Source organism: Streptomyces sp. NPDC021100 (genome assembly GCF_044333095.1).
In the GTDB taxonomy this organism is placed as follows: Bacteria; Actinomycetota; Actinomycetes; order Streptomycetales; family Streptomycetaceae; genus Streptomyces.
In genome coordinates, this window is record NZ_JBIRQH010000019.1 from 63,872 (window position 1) to 79,673 (window position 15,802).

A 15,802-nucleotide genomic window follows, 5' to 3' on the forward strand; every position below is an offset into this window, starting at 1 on the left:
GAACCGCTTACGCTCGGTGCATGGCCGCCGCCCGACCCGCCCCCGCCCCGCCGCACCGACCCGTCGGGACGGCGACACGCGGCACGACCAATCCGAACCGGTTGCGCCGGATGGACCGCTGGATCACCGCCGCCCACGCCGCCGCCCTGCGCCGCGCCGCCGACCCCGTCGCCGTCGACCTCGGCTACGGAGCCGCCCCCTGGACCGCCGTCGAACTGCTGGACCGGCTGCGCCGGGTACGCGCCGACGCGCGGGTGGTCGGCGTCGAGATCGACCCGGCGCGGGTGGCCGCGGCCGTGCCCTACGAGCGGGACGGGCTGACCTTCGCCCACGGCGGCTTCGAAGTGCCCCTCGCGCCCGGTCGCCGGCCCCTGATCATCCGGGCGGCGAACGTGCTCCGGCAGTACGACGAGGCTTCCGTCGCCGACGTCTGGGCGCGGCTGTGCGCGCGGCTCGACCCCGACGGACTGCTCGTCGAGGGCACCTGCGACGAGATCGGACGCCGGCACGTATGGGTCGCGCTCGGCCCGGAGGGTCCGCGGACCGTCACCTTCGCGACGCGGCTGGGGTCGCTCGGGGCGCCGTCGGACCTGGCGGAGCGGCTGCCGAAAGCGCTCATTCACAGGAATGTGCCCGGGGAGCCCGTGCACGCCTTTCTGCGGGATTTCGACCGGGCCTGGGCGGCGGCCGCTCCTTACGCTTCGCTGGGGGCCCGGCAGCGGTGGATCCGGGCGGTGTCCTCGCTGGCCGGGGACTGGCCGCTCGCGGACGGGCCTCGGCGGTGGCGGCAGGGGGAGGTCACGGTGCGGTGGGAGGCGGTGGCCCCTCGGGGGTGACGGTGCCCCGGCCCCGCCCCTTCGCCGCTTCCTGGGGCTGCGCCCCAGACCCTGCTTTTCGCGGCTCCGGCGCTTGAGGACAACCGCGCGGAGCGCGGTTTCAGGGGCGCGGGCCCTCCCGCAGAAACGGTGAATGGGGGTGCCCCCTCTGGGGGAGGGACCGGGGCTACTCCACCCCCAAGACCACCAGCAAGGCGTCCACCAACCCCCGGTCCCGGTCGTGCGTCAGACGAGTCCGCGCCTCGTCAGGGGACAACCACGCCAGGCGGTCGACCTCCCGGTTGGGGACGAACGTGCCACTGACGGGCCCGGCCGCCCAATAGCGCACCTCTTTGGTGCGGCCGTCGGCCACCGGGTACCGCGAGGTCGGCAGGGGCGGCCCCAGGACGCAGTCCAGACCCGTCTCCTCGCGGACTTCGCGGAGCGCCCCGGACCGCGCGTCCTCCCCCCGCTTGAGCTTGCCCTTCGGGAACGACCAGTCCAGATACTTCGGCCGGTGGACGAGAGCGAGCTCGATCCCCTCCGGCCCGCGCCGCCACAGCACGCACCCCGCCGCGCGGACGACCGCGTTCTCCGCCCCGGCGGGCGGCCGCACGGGCTTCACCGGGCAGGCACCCCCATCCGCTGCCAGACCCGGACGAAGGCGAAGCGCGCGGCCTCCACCTCGTACCGCTGGTCCGCGTGGAGCACGCCCAGGGCGTACGCGGTGGCCGGGGCGATGCGCGGGGTACGGGCGGCGGCAGCGGCGTAGGAGGCGGCCTCGGCCGCGTCGCGGTGGCGGTCGAGGGCCTGGCCGGCGCTCAACAGCCTTATGGTGAGGCCGGGTTCCACTTCCGTCTGGTGCTGTTCGTCGAGCACCTCCTGCGCGTACCGGCGCAGCCGCACCAGCAGGCGCACCTGGTGCCAGGGGGCGTCCTGCCGGCTCTCGGCCGCGGGGACGCCCGCGTCGGCGAGGCCGCGGGAGAGCGCCTCGGCGTTGTAGGGCAGGCCGGCGGCGGCCAGCGGCAGGGTGTCGGCCGCCTCCAGGAGCAGCCGGTGGCTCTGCTCGGCCAGCAGCGGCAGGGCCTCCCGGGCCCGCAGGTCGTGGGCGGCGGAGTCGAGCGGCGGGTCGGTGGACAGGACGGCGACGGCGTCGGCGACCGCGTGGAAGCGTGCGGAGCCGAGCGCCTGGAGGGCCGCCGAGTGGGCGCGCGTCCGGGCCAGCGTGAGCTGGCGTTCCAGCAGCGCGCCGGCGCGTGCGGCGCCCACGGCGGGTGCGGCGGCGCTCCCGGCCTCGGCCGCGCCGGACAGCCGGTGCAACGCGCCCCGCAGCCGCGCGAGCCGGGCCGCGCACGCGTACTCGCGGCCCAAGGTCTCGGTCAGCCAGGCGAGTTCGGAGCGGAACTGGTCGGTCCAGGGCACCTCGGTCAGCGGGCGGAAGACCTGGAGCGTCCCCGCGATGCGGCGGGCGGCGCCGCGCAGCAGCCGGACGGCCTCGGCCGCCTCCTCGGCGGCGGTCCCGGCGCCGTGCCCGCTGTCGCCGTGCAGCCGCAGGCCGCGCAGGAACTCCGTCGCCTGCTGGTGGAGATAGCGGGCGAGGACGTCGGCGGCGCTGCCGGTGCCGTGCGGCGGCCGGTCCCTGCCCTCCGGCGCGCGGCGCGCCTGGGGCGGCGGTCCGCCGGTCGTCTCCGTCGTCGTGTCGGTCGCCATGTCGGTTCGCCCACCGGCCGCGGTGAGGGCGTCCGAGGCGTCACGGGGTCGCTGTGCCACGCCGGCGCCTCCGGGCGTCGATGAGGATTTCCTGGACGTTGCGCAGCGGCCGGCCGTCGGCGTCGGTCGCGTGCCGGGTCCAGCCGCCGTCCGGGCCGAGGTGCCAGGACGCGGTCCGGTCGGACATGCCGAGTTCCAGCAGCCGGCTGAGCGAGGCGCGGTGCGCGGGGTCGGTGACGCGGACGAGCGTCTCGATGCGCCGGTCGAGGTTGCGGTGCATCATGTCGGCGCTGCCGAGCCACACCTCGGGCTCACCTCCGTTCGCGAAGGCGAAGACACGGGAGTGTTCCAGGAACCGCCCGAGGACGCTGCGCACCCGGATGTTCTCCGACAGCCCGGGCACCCCCGGCCGCAGGGCGCAGATGCCGCGCACCCACACGTCCACCGGGACCCCCGCGCGCGAGGCGCGGTAGAGGGCGTCGATCACCGTCTCGTCCACCATCGCGTTGACCTTGATCCGGATGGACGCGGGCCGGCCGTCCCGGCGGTGGGCGACCTCGCGCGTGATGCGGGCGACCAGGCCGTCGCGGAGCGAGCGGGGGGCGACGAGCAGCCGCCGGTAGGTCTGCCGGCGGGAGTAGCCGGACAGCCGGTTGAAGAGGTCGGACAGGTCGGCGCCCACCTGCGGGTCGGCGGTGAGCAGCCCCAGGTCCTCGTAGAGCCGGGCGGTCTTCGGATGGTAGTTGCCTGTTCCCACATGCGAATAGCGCCGGAGGGTATCGCCCTCCTGCCGTACCACCAGCGACAGCTTGCAGTGCGTCTTCAGGCCGACGAGCCCGTAGACGACGTGACAGCCGGCCTCCTCCAGCTTCCGCGCCCACTTGATGTTCGCCTGCTCGTCGAAGCGCGCCTTGATCTCGACCAGGACGAGCACCTGCTTCCCGGACTCCGCGGCGTCTATCAGCGCGTCGACGATCGGGGAGTCGCCGGACGTCCGGTACAGCGTCTGCTTGATGGCGAGGACGTCCGGGTCGGCCGCGGCCTGTTCGAGGAAGGACTGGACGGAGGTGGAGAACGAGTCGTACGGATGGTGGAGCAGCACGTCCCGCTCGCGCAGGGCGGCGAACACGTCCGGTGCGGTCGCGGACTCCACCTCGGCCAGATCGCGGTGCGTCCCGGCGACGAACGTGGGGTACTTCAGCTCCGGCCGGTCCAGGGCCGCGATGTGGAACAGCGCGGTGAGGTCGAGCGGCCCCGGCAGCGGGTACACCTCCGCGTCGGAGATCTTCAGCTCGCGGACGAGCAGGTCGAGGACGTACGGGTCGATGGACTCCTCGACCTCCAGCCGCACGGGCGGGCCGAAGCGGCGGCGCATGAGCTCCTTCTCCAGCGCCTGGAGCAGGTTCTCGGCATCGTCCTCCTCGACCTCCAGGTCCTCGTTGCGCGTCACCCGGAACATGTGGTGCCCCAGCACCTCCATCCCCGGGAACAACTCCTCCAGGTGCGCCGCGATCACGTCCTCCAGCGGCACGTACCGTTCCGGTGACGCCTCCAGGAACCGCGACAGCAGCGGCGGCACCTTCACGCGCGCGAAGTGCTCGTGCCCGCTGACCGGGTTGCGGACGACCACGGCCAGGTTGAGCGACAGCCCGGAGATGTACGGAAACGGGTGCGCCGGGTCGACGGCGAGCGGGGTGAGGACGGGGAAGATCCGCCGCCGGAAGAGGGAGAAGAGGCGGGCCTGCTCCTTCTCGGTCAGCTCGGCCCAGCGGATCAGGTGGATGCCCCGCTCGGCCAGCTCGGGCGCGACGTCCTGCTGGTAGCAGGCGGCGTGCCGGGCCATGAGCTCGCGGGAGCGGGTCCAGATCAGCTCCAGCACCTCGCGCGGCTGGAGGCCGGACGCGGAGCGGGTGGCGACGCCGGTGGCGATGCGGCGCTTGAGGCCGGCGACGCGGACCATGAAGAACTCGTCGAGGTTGCTCGCGAAGATCGCCAGGAAGTTGGCGCGTTCGAGGAGCGGCGTCGCCGGGTCCTCGGCCAGCTCCAGCACCCGCTCGTTGAACGCCAGCCAGCTGCGCTCGCGGTCCAGGAAGCGGTTCCCGGGCAGCGGCTCGCCGTCCCGGGACGGGTCCTCCTGGCGGTCGTCGTAGCCGTCCGCGTAGTCGATCCCGGCGTCCGCCGCGCGGGCCTCCGCGTAGGGGGCCGTCGTGCGGGGGGCGGGCTCGTGCCCGTCGTACGCCTCGTACTCGGCGTAGCCGTCGAGGTCGGCGTCCAGGTCGGGTTCCGGTTCGGGGATGTCCGGGGCGGCCGGGCCCGCCCGGTGCGCGGCGGCGAGGAAGCCGCCGGGGCGCGGGCCCGCGTACCGGTCACCGGAGGGCCCCTCCGCCTCCCGGGGGCGCGAGAACGCCGGAGGATCTGCCATACCCTCATTGTTCCGCTCGTCCGGGAGGGCGGGCACGGCGGAGACCGCGGCGGCGCGTGGCCTGCGTTGTCGTGCGTGGGGGGCGACCGGCTGCATCCCGCAAGACTGGCAACCGCGGTTGAATCACGGGTAACGCCCACATGGCGTGCGGGGAACCCGGGAGCCTCCCAGGGGTGACCGGGGGATTCCGGTGCCGCGCCGCGGGGCGCCACCTGAGGATTGCCGTGCCGCGGCCGCGGGGCGCGGCCGGGCCTACGGCACGATGTGCCGTACCCACCGCAGCGCCGCCCAGGCGGCGAGCGCGGCCAATGCGGCGAGGATGCCCGCCTCCAGCCACGCCAGGGGCCAGTGGTCCCCCGGCGGATGGTGGTCGAGGTACCAGCGGTCGGCGTTGTGCGTGGTCAGACAGCGCTCCGGGGAGACTCCGACGCCGCACGCGTCGTCCGATATGTGTTCACCCGAACGAGTGAGCATCCCGCGCCCGATGACCCAGGTACCGTCGTTCGGGTACCCCGGCATGCGGAGCGAGACCGTCCGGGTGCGGGGCCACAGGTGGGGGCGGAGGTAACCCAGCGCGGAGCGCACCGTCCCGTACCCCACCAGCGTCAGGACCATCGCCGGCACCGTGCGCCGCGTCGCCAGCGCCGCGAGCGCCCCGAACGCGACGCCGCACAGGGCATCGGCGACCGGCATCGGGCCGAGCATCCCGAACGAGTCGTACCAGCGCTGGCCGGGCAGCAGTTCGGTGGGTACGGCGGTCCAGCACCAGGTGTAGAGCGCCGACATCAGCGACACCCCGACGAGCACCAGCACCGTGGGCACCGCGAGTTTGGCCGCGAGCCAGCGGGCCGGCGGGAGGGACTGGGTCCACGCCAGCCGCCACGTACCGCTCTCCAGCTCCCGGGCGACCATCGGGCCGGCCGTGAACAGGCCTGCCAGCAAGGGCACATACTGCACCAGCAGTCCGTTGAAGTGCAGCGCGTCACCGTACCCGGCCCGGAAGTCGGCGGCCGGCGACCAGCGTTCGGCGCACTCCCGGTCCCCGCCCGCGCAGAGGTCGGCGAGGGCCCGGATGTCCGCGTCCTTCCGCAACAGGTATCCCAGCAGCGCCAGTTGCACCAACTCGGCGACCAGCAGCAGCGTCAGGACGACCAGGGTCGCCCGGTGCTGGCGCAGGACGAGCCAGACGAAGCCGCGCGGCCGGAACCGGCCGCGTCCGGCCTCCGGTGCGGTGGAGGCTGCGGGTGCGGGTGAGGAGGCGGGGGGCAGAGTGGCGGTCACGCGGTGGCCCTCCCGGACCGGGGTTCGGCGCTCGGGGTGAGCAGCGGGGGGACGGCGGGGGCGCGGAGGTGGGCGAGGAGCAGGTCCTCCAGGGTGGGTTCCGACGTCTCCCACCGACCCGCGATCGGCCCTTCCGGCCGGAGGACGGCGGTGAGCTGCCGGCCCGTCGTCCGCGCCGAGACGACCGTGTGCGCGGCGAACGCCTTCGGCAGGCCCGGTCCCTCGTGGCGGCCCACGACGACGCGGTGGACGCCGATCAGGTCCTCGACCTCGCCCGCCAGCCGGATCCGGCCGCCGCCCAGCAGCAACAGGTAGTCGCAGACGCCGTCGAGCTCGGAGAGGACGTGCGAGGCCAGCACGATCGTGGTGGCGTGCTCGGCGGCCTCGGTCATCAGGGCCGCCGTGATCTCGTGCCGCACCAGCGGGTCGAGGTCGGCCATCGGCTCGTCCAGCAGCAGCAGGTCGGGCCGCTTGCCGAAGGCCAGGGCGAGCGCGACCCGGGTGCGCTGGCCCGCGGAGAGCGCACCGACGCGCGCGTGCGACGGCAGGTTCCCCTCCCGCACCAGACGTTCCGCCGCCGCCGGGTCCCAGCGGCCGGGGTTGAGCTCGCGGCCCATGCGCAGCGTGTCGGCGATGGTGAACTGCGGGTACAGCGGCATGTCCTGCGGCAGGTACGCCACCCGGGGCCGCGTCCCCCGGTGCCCCACCGGCCCGCCCAGCACCTCCAGCCGCCCCGACTCCGGCCGCCGCAGCCCCGCGACGACGGAGAGCAGGGTCGACTTGCCGGCGCCGTTGGGTCCGACGAGCGCGCAGACCCGTCCCGTGGGCACCCGGAACGAGCAGTCCCGCAACGCCCAGGAGCGCCGGTGCTTCACCCCCAGCCCGGCCGCCTCGACGGCGGTTCCGCCGGGGGTGTAGGTCAGATCGGTCATCCGGTCCCCTCGTCGGCGTGGTGGGCGTGACCAGAGCGGTCGGCGTGACCGGTATGACCGACGTGGTCGGTGCGGTCGGCACGGTCGAGGGCGTACGGACCGCCCGGCGGCGCGTCGCCGAAGCACTCGTCCAGGACGGACGCCATCAGCGCGGAGACGTCGTCCCGGTCGAGCCCGGCCGCGCGGGCCCGTTCGGCCCAGCCGGCCAGCTCGGCGCGGAGCGGCGAGTCGGCGGCGGCGCCCGGCCGGGCCAGGGAGCGCCGGACGAACGTCCCGAGTCCGGGGCGCGCCTCGACCAGGCCCGCGCGGTCGAGTTCGCGGTACGCCTTCAGGACGGTGTTGGGGTTGATGGCGGTGGCCGCCACGACTTCGCGGGCGGTGGGGAGCTGGTCGCCCGGCATCAGCAGGCCCAGCCGGAGGGCCTGTTCGACCTGCCGGGCGATCTGCACATAGGGAGCGACGCCGCTGCGGCGGTCGATGCGGAACTCGACCACGCCCTCACCCTGCTTCCACTGACCTATTCCACTAAATGCCTAGTGAAAGCAGGATGACGTCACTCCGCTTCCTCCGTCAATCCCCGTTCTCCGCAGGGGATCAGGACTCCGTGCGGTACATCAGGTCCGTCTCGTGGATGGTGAAGCCCAGCCGCTCGTACACCGTCACGGCCGGCACGTTGTCCGCGTCCACGTAGAGCATCGCCGTCGGCAGGCCGGCCGCGGCGAGGTGGCGGAGGCCGATGGTGGTCAGGGCCTTGCCGAGGCCGCCGCCCTGGGCGCCGGGCCGGATGCCGACCACGTACACCTCGCCGAGGCCCTCCTCGGCGTGCACCTTCGTCCAGTGGAAGCCGACGATCGCGCCGTCGCGTTCGGCGAGGAAGAAGCCCTCGGGGTCGAACCAGCCCTCGGCCTTGCGGTCGTCCAGGTCGCGCTGGGTGAGCGAGCCCTGTTCCGGATGGTGGGCGAACGCCTCGGCGTTGACGGCGAGCCAGGCCGCGTCGTCGTCCCCGGGCCGGAAGGTCCGGACGGTGACGCCGTCGGGCAGCCGGGGCTCGGGCAGGTCCAGGCCGTCCAGCGGACGCCGCATCTGCCGCAACTCGCGGAACAGGCTCATCCCCAGTACCTGCGCGAGGTGGCGCGCGGCCGGGTGGCCGCCGTGCGCCCAGACCCGCAGCCGCTTGCCGGACTCCCGCAGCAGCGCGTTGCCCAGCGCCCGGCCGTGGCCGCGCCCCCGGTACGCCGGGTGCACCACGAGCTCGCCCGCGGGCGCCTCGACGGGATCGGTGTCCTCCAGTTGCGCGTACCCGGCGAGGACCTCGGCGCCGTCGGTCACGTCGTGCAGCAGCAGGTGGCGGACGCCCGGCCGGCCGCCCTTCAGCTGGAGCCGGCCCTGCTCGGAGACGGCCTGCCGGCCGTCGGCCGCGGCGGCCTCCGCGATCAGCCGCAGCACGTCCCGCGCGCGCTCGGGCGCCGGCTCGTCCAGCACCTCGATCCGGCACCGCCCGCTGTCGTCGTTCCACTCGTCAGTCATGGCACCGAGCCTATGCCGCGGCCGGAGCCGGACGAGGGGGGTGTGAGGGGAGGGGCTGGGGCATACGGCGTACGGCACGGGGGAAACGCCCGAGCGCTACCGATTCGTCACCTCAAGGCTCCTGTGCACTACGCGCGTTGACCGTAGGCTGCGGCAGACCGCATCACCTGGCATGCGCCAGACCAGCACGAACATTCACAAAGGGGAACCCATGCACGCGACGCCGCCACGGAAGCGTCTCGCGAGACGGCTGACCGCCAGCGCCGCCGTCCTCGCCGCCACCGCCGGTGTCCTCGCCGCCGCGCCCGCCGGGGCGGCGACCGCGCACGGCCACGGCCACGGCCGCGACCACGGCCGGACCGTCGACGTCCAGCTGCTGTCCTTCAACGACCTGCACGGCAATCTGGAGCCGCCGCAGGGCTCGTCCGGCACCGTCACCGAGACGCAGAAGGACGGGACGAAGAAGGTCATACCCGCCGGCGGGATGGAGTACCTGGCCGACGCGCTCCGCACCGCGCGCAAGGGGCACGAGTACTCGATCACCGCCGCGGCCGGCGACATGATCGGCGCCAGCCCGCTGATGTCCGGCCTCTTCCACGACGAGCCCACCATCGAGGCGCTCAACAAGCTGAAGCTCGACGTCACCTCGGTCGGCAACCACGAGTTCGACGAGGGCCGGGCCGAGCTGCTGCGGATGCAGCGCGGCGGCTGCCACCCCAAGGACGGCTGCTTCGAGAAGGGCAAGAAGTTCCGGGGCGCGGACTTCCCCTACCTCGCCGCGAACGTCACCGACGAGAAGACCGGCAAGCCCATCCTCAAGCCGTACACGATCTGGCGGCACAAGGGCGTGAAGATCGGCATCATCGGCCTCACGCTCAAGGGCACCCCCGACGTCGTCACGGCCGAGGGCGTCAAGGGCCTGAAGTTCGCCGACGAGGTCGCGACCATCGACAAGTACGCCAAGGAGCTCGACCGCCAGGGCGTCAAGGCGATCGTCACCCTCGTGCACGAGGGCGGCATGCCGGCCTCGGGCGCGTACAACGACGACTGCGACTCGCCGGGCGCCGGCGCCGGCATCTCCGGCCCGATCGTCGACATCGCCAAGAAGGTCACACCGAAGGTCGACGCCTTCATCACCGGCCACACGCACCAGGCGTACGCCTGCACCATCCCCGACCCGGCGGGCAACCCGCGCACGGTGACCTCGGCCGCCTCCTTCGGCCGGCTGTACACGGACACCACGCTGACGTACGACCGCCGCACCCGTGACTTCGTCCGCACCCCGGTCGCCCGGCCGCACGCCACCAACCACGTCGTCGGCCGCGACCGGCCCAAGGCCGCGGACATGACCTCCCTCATCGCCCGCTGGAACGCGCTCGCCGCCCCGATCGCCAACCGGCCCGTCGGCTACATCAGCGCCGACATCAACGGCCGCGGCTCCGAGGCGTACGAGAAGCCGCTCGGCGACGTCATCGCCGACTCCCAGCTCGAGGCCCTGGCCCCGGCCGACAAGGGCGGCGCCCAGATCGCCTTCATGAACCCCGGCGGCATCCGCTCCGACCTCGCCTACAAGGCGGCGGGCGGCGAGGGCGACGGCATCGTCACCTACGGCAAGGCGTTCACCGTCCAGCCGTTCACCAACATGATGCAGACCGCCGACCTCACCGGCGCGCAGGTCGTCTCCGTCCTCCAGCAGCAGGTCAGCGGCGCGGTCAACGGCCCCCAGCCGAAGATCCTGCAGATCAGCAAGGGCCTGTCCTACACCCTGGACCTGACGAAGACCGGCGCCGAGCGCGTCGTCGCCTCGTCCGTCAAGCTCAACGGCACGGCGATCGACCCGGCGAAGACGTACCGCGTCGCGGCGAACGAGTTCCTGATGGGCGGCGGCGACGGCTTCGTCACCTTCAAGGAGGCCAAGAACAAGCGCGTCGGCGCGTCGGACCTGGACGTCTTCCTCGCCTACCTGGGCGCGCACTCCACCAAGACCAGCCCCCTGTCTCCGCCGAAGGCGGACCGGATCACGGTCGTGAAGTAGCCGGCCCCCGGCCGGTGGCCTCCTCCGCCGGGCACCGGCCCGGCGGAGGAGCGGCGGCCACACCGTCGCCCGCCGTCAGCGGCTTACGGCGAAGATCTCCTCGGCGCGGGAGACGGTGCAGGCACGGTCCACCCACGTGCCCAGTACCTCCAGGTCGGAGCAGCCGATGACGCGCTCCCGGACCTCCGACGGCACGGTGATCCCACGGACCTCCAGCATGCGCAGCACCATCTCGGCGCGCTCCTGGGTCCGCTCGGCGCGCTCCTCGGCCCGGCCCCTGGCCATGCCCTCCTGCAGCGTCTCCTCGATGATGGTCCCGCGTCCGGGAAAGTAGGTGCGGATGGCCATGAGCTTCCTCCAGGTCTCCCTCGCCTTGGTGTCTCCCAGGGCGACGTCCAACAGCTCCACGTAGTAGGGGGCGACAGCCCGGTCGGCCGACCCCAGGGCGCTTGCCAGTGCCTTCAGTATGTCCGGGATCTCGGGGTCCCGCGCGTGAGTCATCGCGGAGAATGTCGCGAGCGTCAGGTCGCGGGCCGCCGCCTCCGCGTCGAGGATCTTCGGCACGTTGCCCGGTCCCAGGACCAGCGGACGCACCGAGAGTGAGCGCCAGCTCTCCGGTCCCAGGTGGAACGGGCCCGCTGCCCAGTCCGCGGTCGCCTTGTCCTGGCAGGACACGAGGAGCAGCACCGGACAGGTGTACTTCGCCTTCAGGAACGCGAGGTAGTAGGCCCAGCTCAGGACCTTGTCCGCGTCCTTGCGTCCCTGCGATTCGATCGCTACCAGGAAGGTGCCGCTGCCGTCGCTGGGTTCGACGCGCAGCAGGCTGTCGACGCGCCGCTCCAACGGCCTGATCTCCGTGAGATCCGGCGACAGGACCTCCACGGATCTCTCGGGAGGCATGCGGACGCCCAGGAGCCGGAAGACGGGGGCCAGTAGGGGCGGTTGCTCCAGGAAGATCCTGTGCGATGCCTCGTGTTGCGGTGTGACCATGAGCCGAACGTAGGACCGCCGCACACCACGCACCCCGCTTTCGACGGGCGATCACTCATTCGCCCCCTGGCGCGGACAAGCGTTCCCTTGCGAACTCGCGTTCCTCGCCGTTCGCCACGGCGCACGGCGCATGCAGGAGCGCTGCTCGGCGGGAGCCCGCGCGGCGCCGTGCGCCCTCCGCGTGGCTCAAGGGGCGGGCCGGTCCGACGTGTTCGGGACGGGCGAGCGCCGCGCCGGCGCCGCCGAACAGGGTGCGTACAGAGGCACGCGGCGAACGCCTGCGGCCTCACCCGCCCGGCACCTCCGCCGGCGGCTCCACCGCCGCTCCCGGCAGCCGGACGACGGCCACCGTGCCGCCGCCCTCCGCCGGCCGGAGGCCGACCTCGCCGCCGGCGCGGCGGACGGTACGGGCGACGATGGAGAGGCCGAGGCCACTGCCGGGAAGGCCGCGCGCGGACGGGGAGCGCCAGAAGCGGTCGAAGACGTGCGGGAGTTCCTCGGCGGGGATGCCCGGACCGTGGTCGCGGACGGTGAGCTCGCCGCCGGACAGCCGGACCTCGATCTCCCCGCCGGGCGGGCTGAACTTCACCGCGTTGTCGAGCAGGTTGACGATCGCGCGCTCCAGCGCGGGCGCCTCGGCGCGTACGTACCAGGGGTCGAGCGCCACCGTCATCGTGAGCCCCGTGGCGCGCAGCCGGGCGCGTTCGACGGCCCGCGCCGCCGCCTCGTGCAGTCCGACGACCTGGACGGGCGCGGCGCCCGGGGCGCTGTCGGGCCGCGAGAGCTCCTGGAGATCGCCGATCAGATCGGCCAGTTCGGTCATCTGCGCCTTGACGCTGCCGAGCAGCGCCTTGCGGTCCTCGGGCGGAATGGCCCGGCCGGTCTCCTCGCTGCGGACGAGCAGGTCGATGTTGGTGCGCAGGGAGGTGAGCGGGGTGCGCAGTTCGTGGCCGGCGTCGGCGATGAGCTGCTGCTGGCGGTCCCGGGAGGAAGCGAGCGCGGCCGTCATGGAGTTGAAGGAGCGGGAGAGCCGCGCGATCTCGTCCTCGCCCTCGGCGGGGATGCGGACGGCCAGGTCCTCGGTGCGGGCGATGTGTTCGACGGCACCGGTGAGCTGGTCCACCGGGCGGAGGGCCGCGCGGGCGATGACGAGGCCGATGGCCGCCGCGCCGAGGACGCCGATGCCCGCGGTGACGACGAGGACGATGGCGAGCGCGTTCATGGGCCGGTCGACGTCGCTCACGGGCTGGGCGATCATCACGGCGAGCCCGGGCGTCACCCGGGAGGTGGCCACGCGCATCTCGGTGCCGTCGTCGGCCCGGGCGTCGTGCAGGGTACCGTCCAGCCGCCCGGTGGCGACGGCCAGATCCTCGACCGCGACGCGGATCGGGGACCGGCCGAGCTGGGTGCAGGCGACGCCGTCGGCCGTGACGGCCTGGATGGTGTACGGGGACGGGGAGACCAGCTTGTCGGGGACGCGGGTGCCGCACCGGTCGAGCAGTCCCTGCACGTAGTCGTCGGCGACCTTCTGGCGGCTGAGCGTGGTGTCCCGCTGCTGTTCGAGCTGTTCCTTGGTCAGTATCCAGCAGGCTCCGGCGGCCACCGCGACGGCGACGGCGACGGCCGCGGCCGTCAGCAGGGCGAGCCGGGAGCGGAGGGGCAGCCGGCGGAAACGCTTGATCATTCGGCGCCGTCCGCCCGTTCCGCGCCGTCCGCCCTTACGGCGTCGTCCGCCCGGAGGACGTAGCCGACGCCGCGCACGGTGTGGACGAGGCGCGGCTCGCCGCCGGCCTCGGTCTTGCGGCGCAGGTACATCACGTACACGTCGAGGGAGTTGGACGACGGCTCGAACTCGAAGCCCCAGACGTGCTTGAGAATCTGCTCGCGGGTGAGCACCTGGCGGGGGTGGGCGAGGAGGAGTTCGAGGAGGGTGAACTCGGTGCGGGTCAGCTCCACCTGGCGGGCGCCGCGCGTGACCTCCCGGGTGTCGAGGTCCATGCGCAGGTCGGCGAAGGCGAGGACGTGCGTCTCCTCGGGCGCGGCGGGGGTCGCGTACGCACTGCGGCGGAGCAGGGCGCGGATGCGGGCGAACAGCTCGTCGAGTTCGAACGGCTTGACGAGGTAGTCGTCCGCGCCGGCGTCGAGGCCGGTGACGCGGTCGCCGACGGTGTCGCGGGCGGTGAGCATGAGGATGGGGGTGGTGACGCCGGCGGCGCGCAGCCGGCGGGCGGCGGTGAGGCCGTCCATGCGGGGCATCAGCACGTCGAGGACGATCAGTTCGGGCTCGTACGCCGTGACCTTGGCGAGCGCGTCCAGGCCGTCGACGGCCAGTTCGGTGCCGTAGCCCTCGAAGGCGAGGCTGCGGCGCAGCGCCTCGCGAACGGCGGGCTCGTCGTCCACGACCAGGATGCGGGCGGGCGCGGGGGCGTGCGCGGTCGTGGACGCGGACGGGTCGGCGGAGCTCATCTCGACGTTCCTCACGTGTTTCTTTTCGGCGGGCACCTCGGCTGCTTCGGCGGTCGCCTCGGCTGCTTCCGGGGCCGTCTCGGCTGCTTCGGCGGTCGCCAGGGCTCGGTGGGCACCTCGGCGGTCAGCTCGGCGGTCGCCCGGGCGGCCGGCGGCCGGTCCGCCGGTACCTCAGCTTCCCACGCGGCTTCCCACGGGTCGGCTCCCCGCGGCCCGGTTCCCCACGGCTCAGTCGCCGCTGCCGCCCGTGCCGCCCGCGCGGAGACCGGCCAGGTCGGCCTTGACGTCGTTGACCGGGATGGCGAAGCCGAGGCCGACGCTGCCCGCGGAGTCGGACGATCCGCCGCCGCCACCGGAGCCGGGCGCGAACATGGCCGAGTTGATGCCCACGATCTCGCCGTTCATGTTGATGAGCGCGCCGCCGGAGTTGCCCGGGTTGAGGGAGGCGTCGGTCTGGATGGCCTTGTAGGTGGTCTTGGACGAACCGGTGTCGCCGTTGTACTGCTCGCCGCCGAACTCGAACGGCCACTGGGGGCCGTTGTCGCGCTGCCGACCGCCGCCGCCCTGCTCCTTGGGCACGGTGACCTCGCGGTTGAGGGCGGAGACGATGCCGCTGGTGACGGTGCCGGTGAGGCCCTCGGGCGAGCCGATCGCGACGACCTGGTCGCCGACCTGGAGCTTGCTCGAGTCGCCGAGCTTGGCGGGCTTGAGGCCGTTCGCCCCCTCGATCCTGATCAGGGCGAGGTCCTTGCCGGGGTCGGTGCCGACGACCTTGGCGTTCTTCGTGGTGCCGTCGTGAAGGGTGACCTGGACGGTGTCCGCACCGGCGATGACGTGGTTGTTGGTGATCACTTCGCCGCTCGCGCTGACGATCACGCCGGAGCCGGTGGACCGGCCGCCGGAGGTGGCCGCCTTGATCTCGACGATGCTGGGGCTGACGGCCTGGGCCACGGCACTGACACCCGCGCTGCGGCTGGCCGCGTTCTGCACCGGGGTCGGCCGGCCGGTGTCGCCACCGCCGCCGGTCAGCCCGGAGACCAGCGCGGCGGACCCGCCGCCGACCAGGGCGGCGACGAGGGCGCAGGTCGCGACGAGGGTACGGGCGCCACGTCGGCGCCGGGGCGGCTCGGGGGCGGGGGCGGGGTGACCGAAGGCGGCGTAGCCGCCGTGACCGCCATGACTGCCGTGGCCGCCGGGGTCGCCGTGAGCACCGCCGTAACCGTCGGGGCCTATGGGACTCCCGGGGCCGAAGGGAGCGTACGCGCCGCCTCGGTGCACGCCGGTGGCGTACGTGCCGCCGCCGTGGGCGGCACTCCCGTCGGCGCCGGTCCCCGTGGCGGCGCCGGGCCAGACGGTGGAGCCGTCCGGCGTGCTCACCGGGCCCTGCGGCGGCTGGGCCGGCGGGGCGGGGTAGGCACGGGGGGACTCAGGGTGCTGGTGACCGCTCGGGCGGGGGTTCTCCGTCGTCATATGTATGACTGTCCTCCCTGTTCATGAGAACAGTCTGAGTGAGCGCTGAGAAGCTCGCCAGAAGGATGCGCTGCCAGCGCCCCGGGCACCGCCCCGGCACCGCGCCTGCACCGCCGGGGCACGGCTCCGGCGTGGCACGGACGGGTCGTAGGGC

13 protein-coding genes are annotated in these 15,802 nt (G+C 73.6%); 2 read left to right on the forward strand and 11 right to left on the reverse strand.

Annotated features, from left to right (window positions below; translation table 11 throughout):
• Positions 1-20 precede the first annotated feature (20 nt).
• Positions 21-836, forward strand: coding sequence for a class I SAM-dependent methyltransferase (locus ACH4PU_RS28205; RefSeq protein ID WP_398277863.1), 816 nt, complete (start codon positions 21-23; stop codon positions 834-836).
• A 166-nt stretch (positions 837-1,002) separates the two neighbouring features.
• On the opposite strand, the gene ACH4PU_RS28210 is transcribed toward ACH4PU_RS28205, so the two are convergent.
• From ACH4PU_RS28210 to mshD, 7 genes are all read right to left on the reverse strand, one after another.
• Entirely contained in the window at positions 1,003-1,440 is a 438-nt protein-coding gene (locus tag ACH4PU_RS28210; RefSeq protein WP_185941567.1) for an NUDIX hydrolase, read from the reverse strand.
• The gene (locus ACH4PU_RS28215; RefSeq protein WP_398277867.1) at positions 1,437-2,585 is read right to left on the reverse strand and encodes a CHAD domain-containing protein; all 1,149 of its coding nucleotides are present in this window, start codon (positions 2,583-2,585) and stop codon (positions 1,437-1,439) included. The genes ACH4PU_RS28210 and ACH4PU_RS28215 overlap by 4 nt, the downstream gene beginning before the upstream one ends.
• Positions 2,566-4,947, reverse strand: coding sequence for an RNA degradosome polyphosphate kinase (locus tag ACH4PU_RS28220; RefSeq protein WP_398277870.1), 2,382 nt, complete (start codon positions 4,945-4,947; stop codon positions 2,566-2,568). Before ACH4PU_RS28220 ends, ACH4PU_RS28215 begins: the two co-directional genes overlap by 20 nt.
• Before the next feature lie 252 nt (positions 4,948-5,199).
• A complete protein-coding gene (locus ACH4PU_RS28225) occupies positions 5,200-6,228 on the reverse strand; it encodes an ABC transporter permease (RefSeq protein WP_398277873.1) in 1,029 nt (342 codons plus the stop codon).
• Positions 6,225-7,160, reverse strand: a complete 936-nt coding sequence (locus tag ACH4PU_RS28230) for an ABC transporter ATP-binding protein (protein WP_398277876.1) — start codon at positions 7,158-7,160, stop codon at positions 6,225-6,227. The genes ACH4PU_RS28225 and ACH4PU_RS28230 overlap by 4 nt, the downstream gene beginning before the upstream one ends.
• Complete coding sequence (locus tag ACH4PU_RS28235) at positions 7,157-7,654, reverse strand: GntR family transcriptional regulator (RefSeq protein ID WP_398277879.1); 498 nt, start codon at positions 7,652-7,654, stop codon at positions 7,157-7,159. Before ACH4PU_RS28235 ends, ACH4PU_RS28230 begins: the two co-directional genes overlap by 4 nt.
• A 100-nt stretch (positions 7,655-7,754) precedes the next feature.
• A complete protein-coding gene (gene mshD / locus ACH4PU_RS28240; RefSeq protein ID WP_398277882.1) occupies positions 7,755-8,687 on the reverse strand; it encodes a mycothiol synthase in 933 nt (310 codons plus the stop codon).
• Positions 8,688-8,898: 211 nt separating this feature from the next.
• Here mshD and ACH4PU_RS28245 point away from each other — a divergent pair, with 211 nt between their 5' ends.
• Positions 8,899-10,722, forward strand: coding sequence for a bifunctional metallophosphatase/5'-nucleotidase (locus tag ACH4PU_RS28245; RefSeq protein WP_398277885.1), 1,824 nt, complete (start codon positions 8,899-8,901; stop codon positions 10,720-10,722).
• Positions 10,723-10,797: 75 nt separating this feature from the next.
• Here ACH4PU_RS28245 and ACH4PU_RS28250 read toward each other — a convergent pair whose 3' ends face one another.
• The 4 genes from ACH4PU_RS28250 to ACH4PU_RS28265 form a co-directional block, all read right to left on the reverse strand.
• Complete coding sequence (locus ACH4PU_RS28250; protein WP_398277888.1) at positions 10,798-11,712, reverse strand: hypothetical protein; 915 nt, start codon at positions 11,710-11,712, stop codon at positions 10,798-10,800.
• A 286-nt stretch (positions 11,713-11,998) separates the two neighbouring features.
• The gene (locus ACH4PU_RS28255) at positions 11,999-13,396 is read right to left on the reverse strand and encodes a sensor histidine kinase (protein ID WP_398277891.1); all 1,398 of its coding nucleotides are present in this window, start codon (positions 13,394-13,396) and stop codon (positions 11,999-12,001) included.
• The gene (locus ACH4PU_RS28260) at positions 13,393-14,178 is read right to left on the reverse strand and encodes a response regulator transcription factor (RefSeq protein ID WP_398277894.1); all 786 of its coding nucleotides are present in this window, start codon (positions 14,176-14,178) and stop codon (positions 13,393-13,395) included. The genes ACH4PU_RS28255 and ACH4PU_RS28260 overlap by 4 nt, the downstream gene beginning before the upstream one ends.
• Positions 14,179-14,406: 228 nt before the next feature.
• Positions 14,407-15,648 carry a S1C family serine protease gene (locus ACH4PU_RS28265; RefSeq protein ID WP_398277897.1) on the reverse strand — a complete coding sequence of 414 codons (1,242 nt, stop codon included), beginning with the start codon at positions 15,646-15,648 and terminating at the stop codon, positions 14,407-14,409.
• Between the last annotated feature and the right edge of the window lie 154 nt (positions 15,649-15,802).

Excerpts from the sequence above, each read along its gene's own strand:
- ACH4PU_RS28265 (WP_398277897.1), bottom strand. The coding sequence starts at position 15,648 with ATGACGACGGAGAACCCCCGCCCGAGCGGTCACCAGCACCCTGAGTCC.
- ACH4PU_RS28220 (WP_398277870.1), bottom strand. The coding sequence starts at position 4,947 with ATGGCAGATCCTCCGGCGTTCTCGCGCCCCCGGGAGGCGGAGGGGCCC.
- ACH4PU_RS28255 (WP_398277891.1), bottom strand. The coding sequence starts at position 13,396 with ATGATCAAGCGTTTCCGCCGGCTGCCCCTCCGCTCCCGGCTCGCCCTG.
- ACH4PU_RS28205 (WP_398277863.1), top strand. The coding sequence starts at position 21 with ATGGCCGCCGCCCGACCCGCCCCCGCCCCGCCGCACCGACCCGTCGGG.
- ACH4PU_RS28245 (WP_398277885.1), top strand. The coding sequence starts at position 8,899 with ATGCACGCGACGCCGCCACGGAAGCGTCTCGCGAGACGGCTGACCGCC.
- ACH4PU_RS28230 (WP_398277876.1), bottom strand. The coding sequence starts at position 7,160 with ATGACCGATCTGACCTACACCCCCGGCGGAACCGCCGTCGAGGCGGCC.
- ACH4PU_RS28260 (WP_398277894.1), bottom strand. The coding sequence starts at position 14,178 with ATGAGCTCCGCCGACCCGTCCGCGTCCACGACCGCGCACGCCCCCGCG.
- mshD (WP_398277882.1), bottom strand. The coding sequence starts at position 8,687 with ATGACTGACGAGTGGAACGACGACAGCGGGCGGTGCCGGATCGAGGTG.
- ACH4PU_RS28250 (WP_398277888.1), bottom strand. The coding sequence starts at position 11,712 with ATGGTCACACCGCAACACGAGGCATCGCACAGGATCTTCCTGGAGCAA.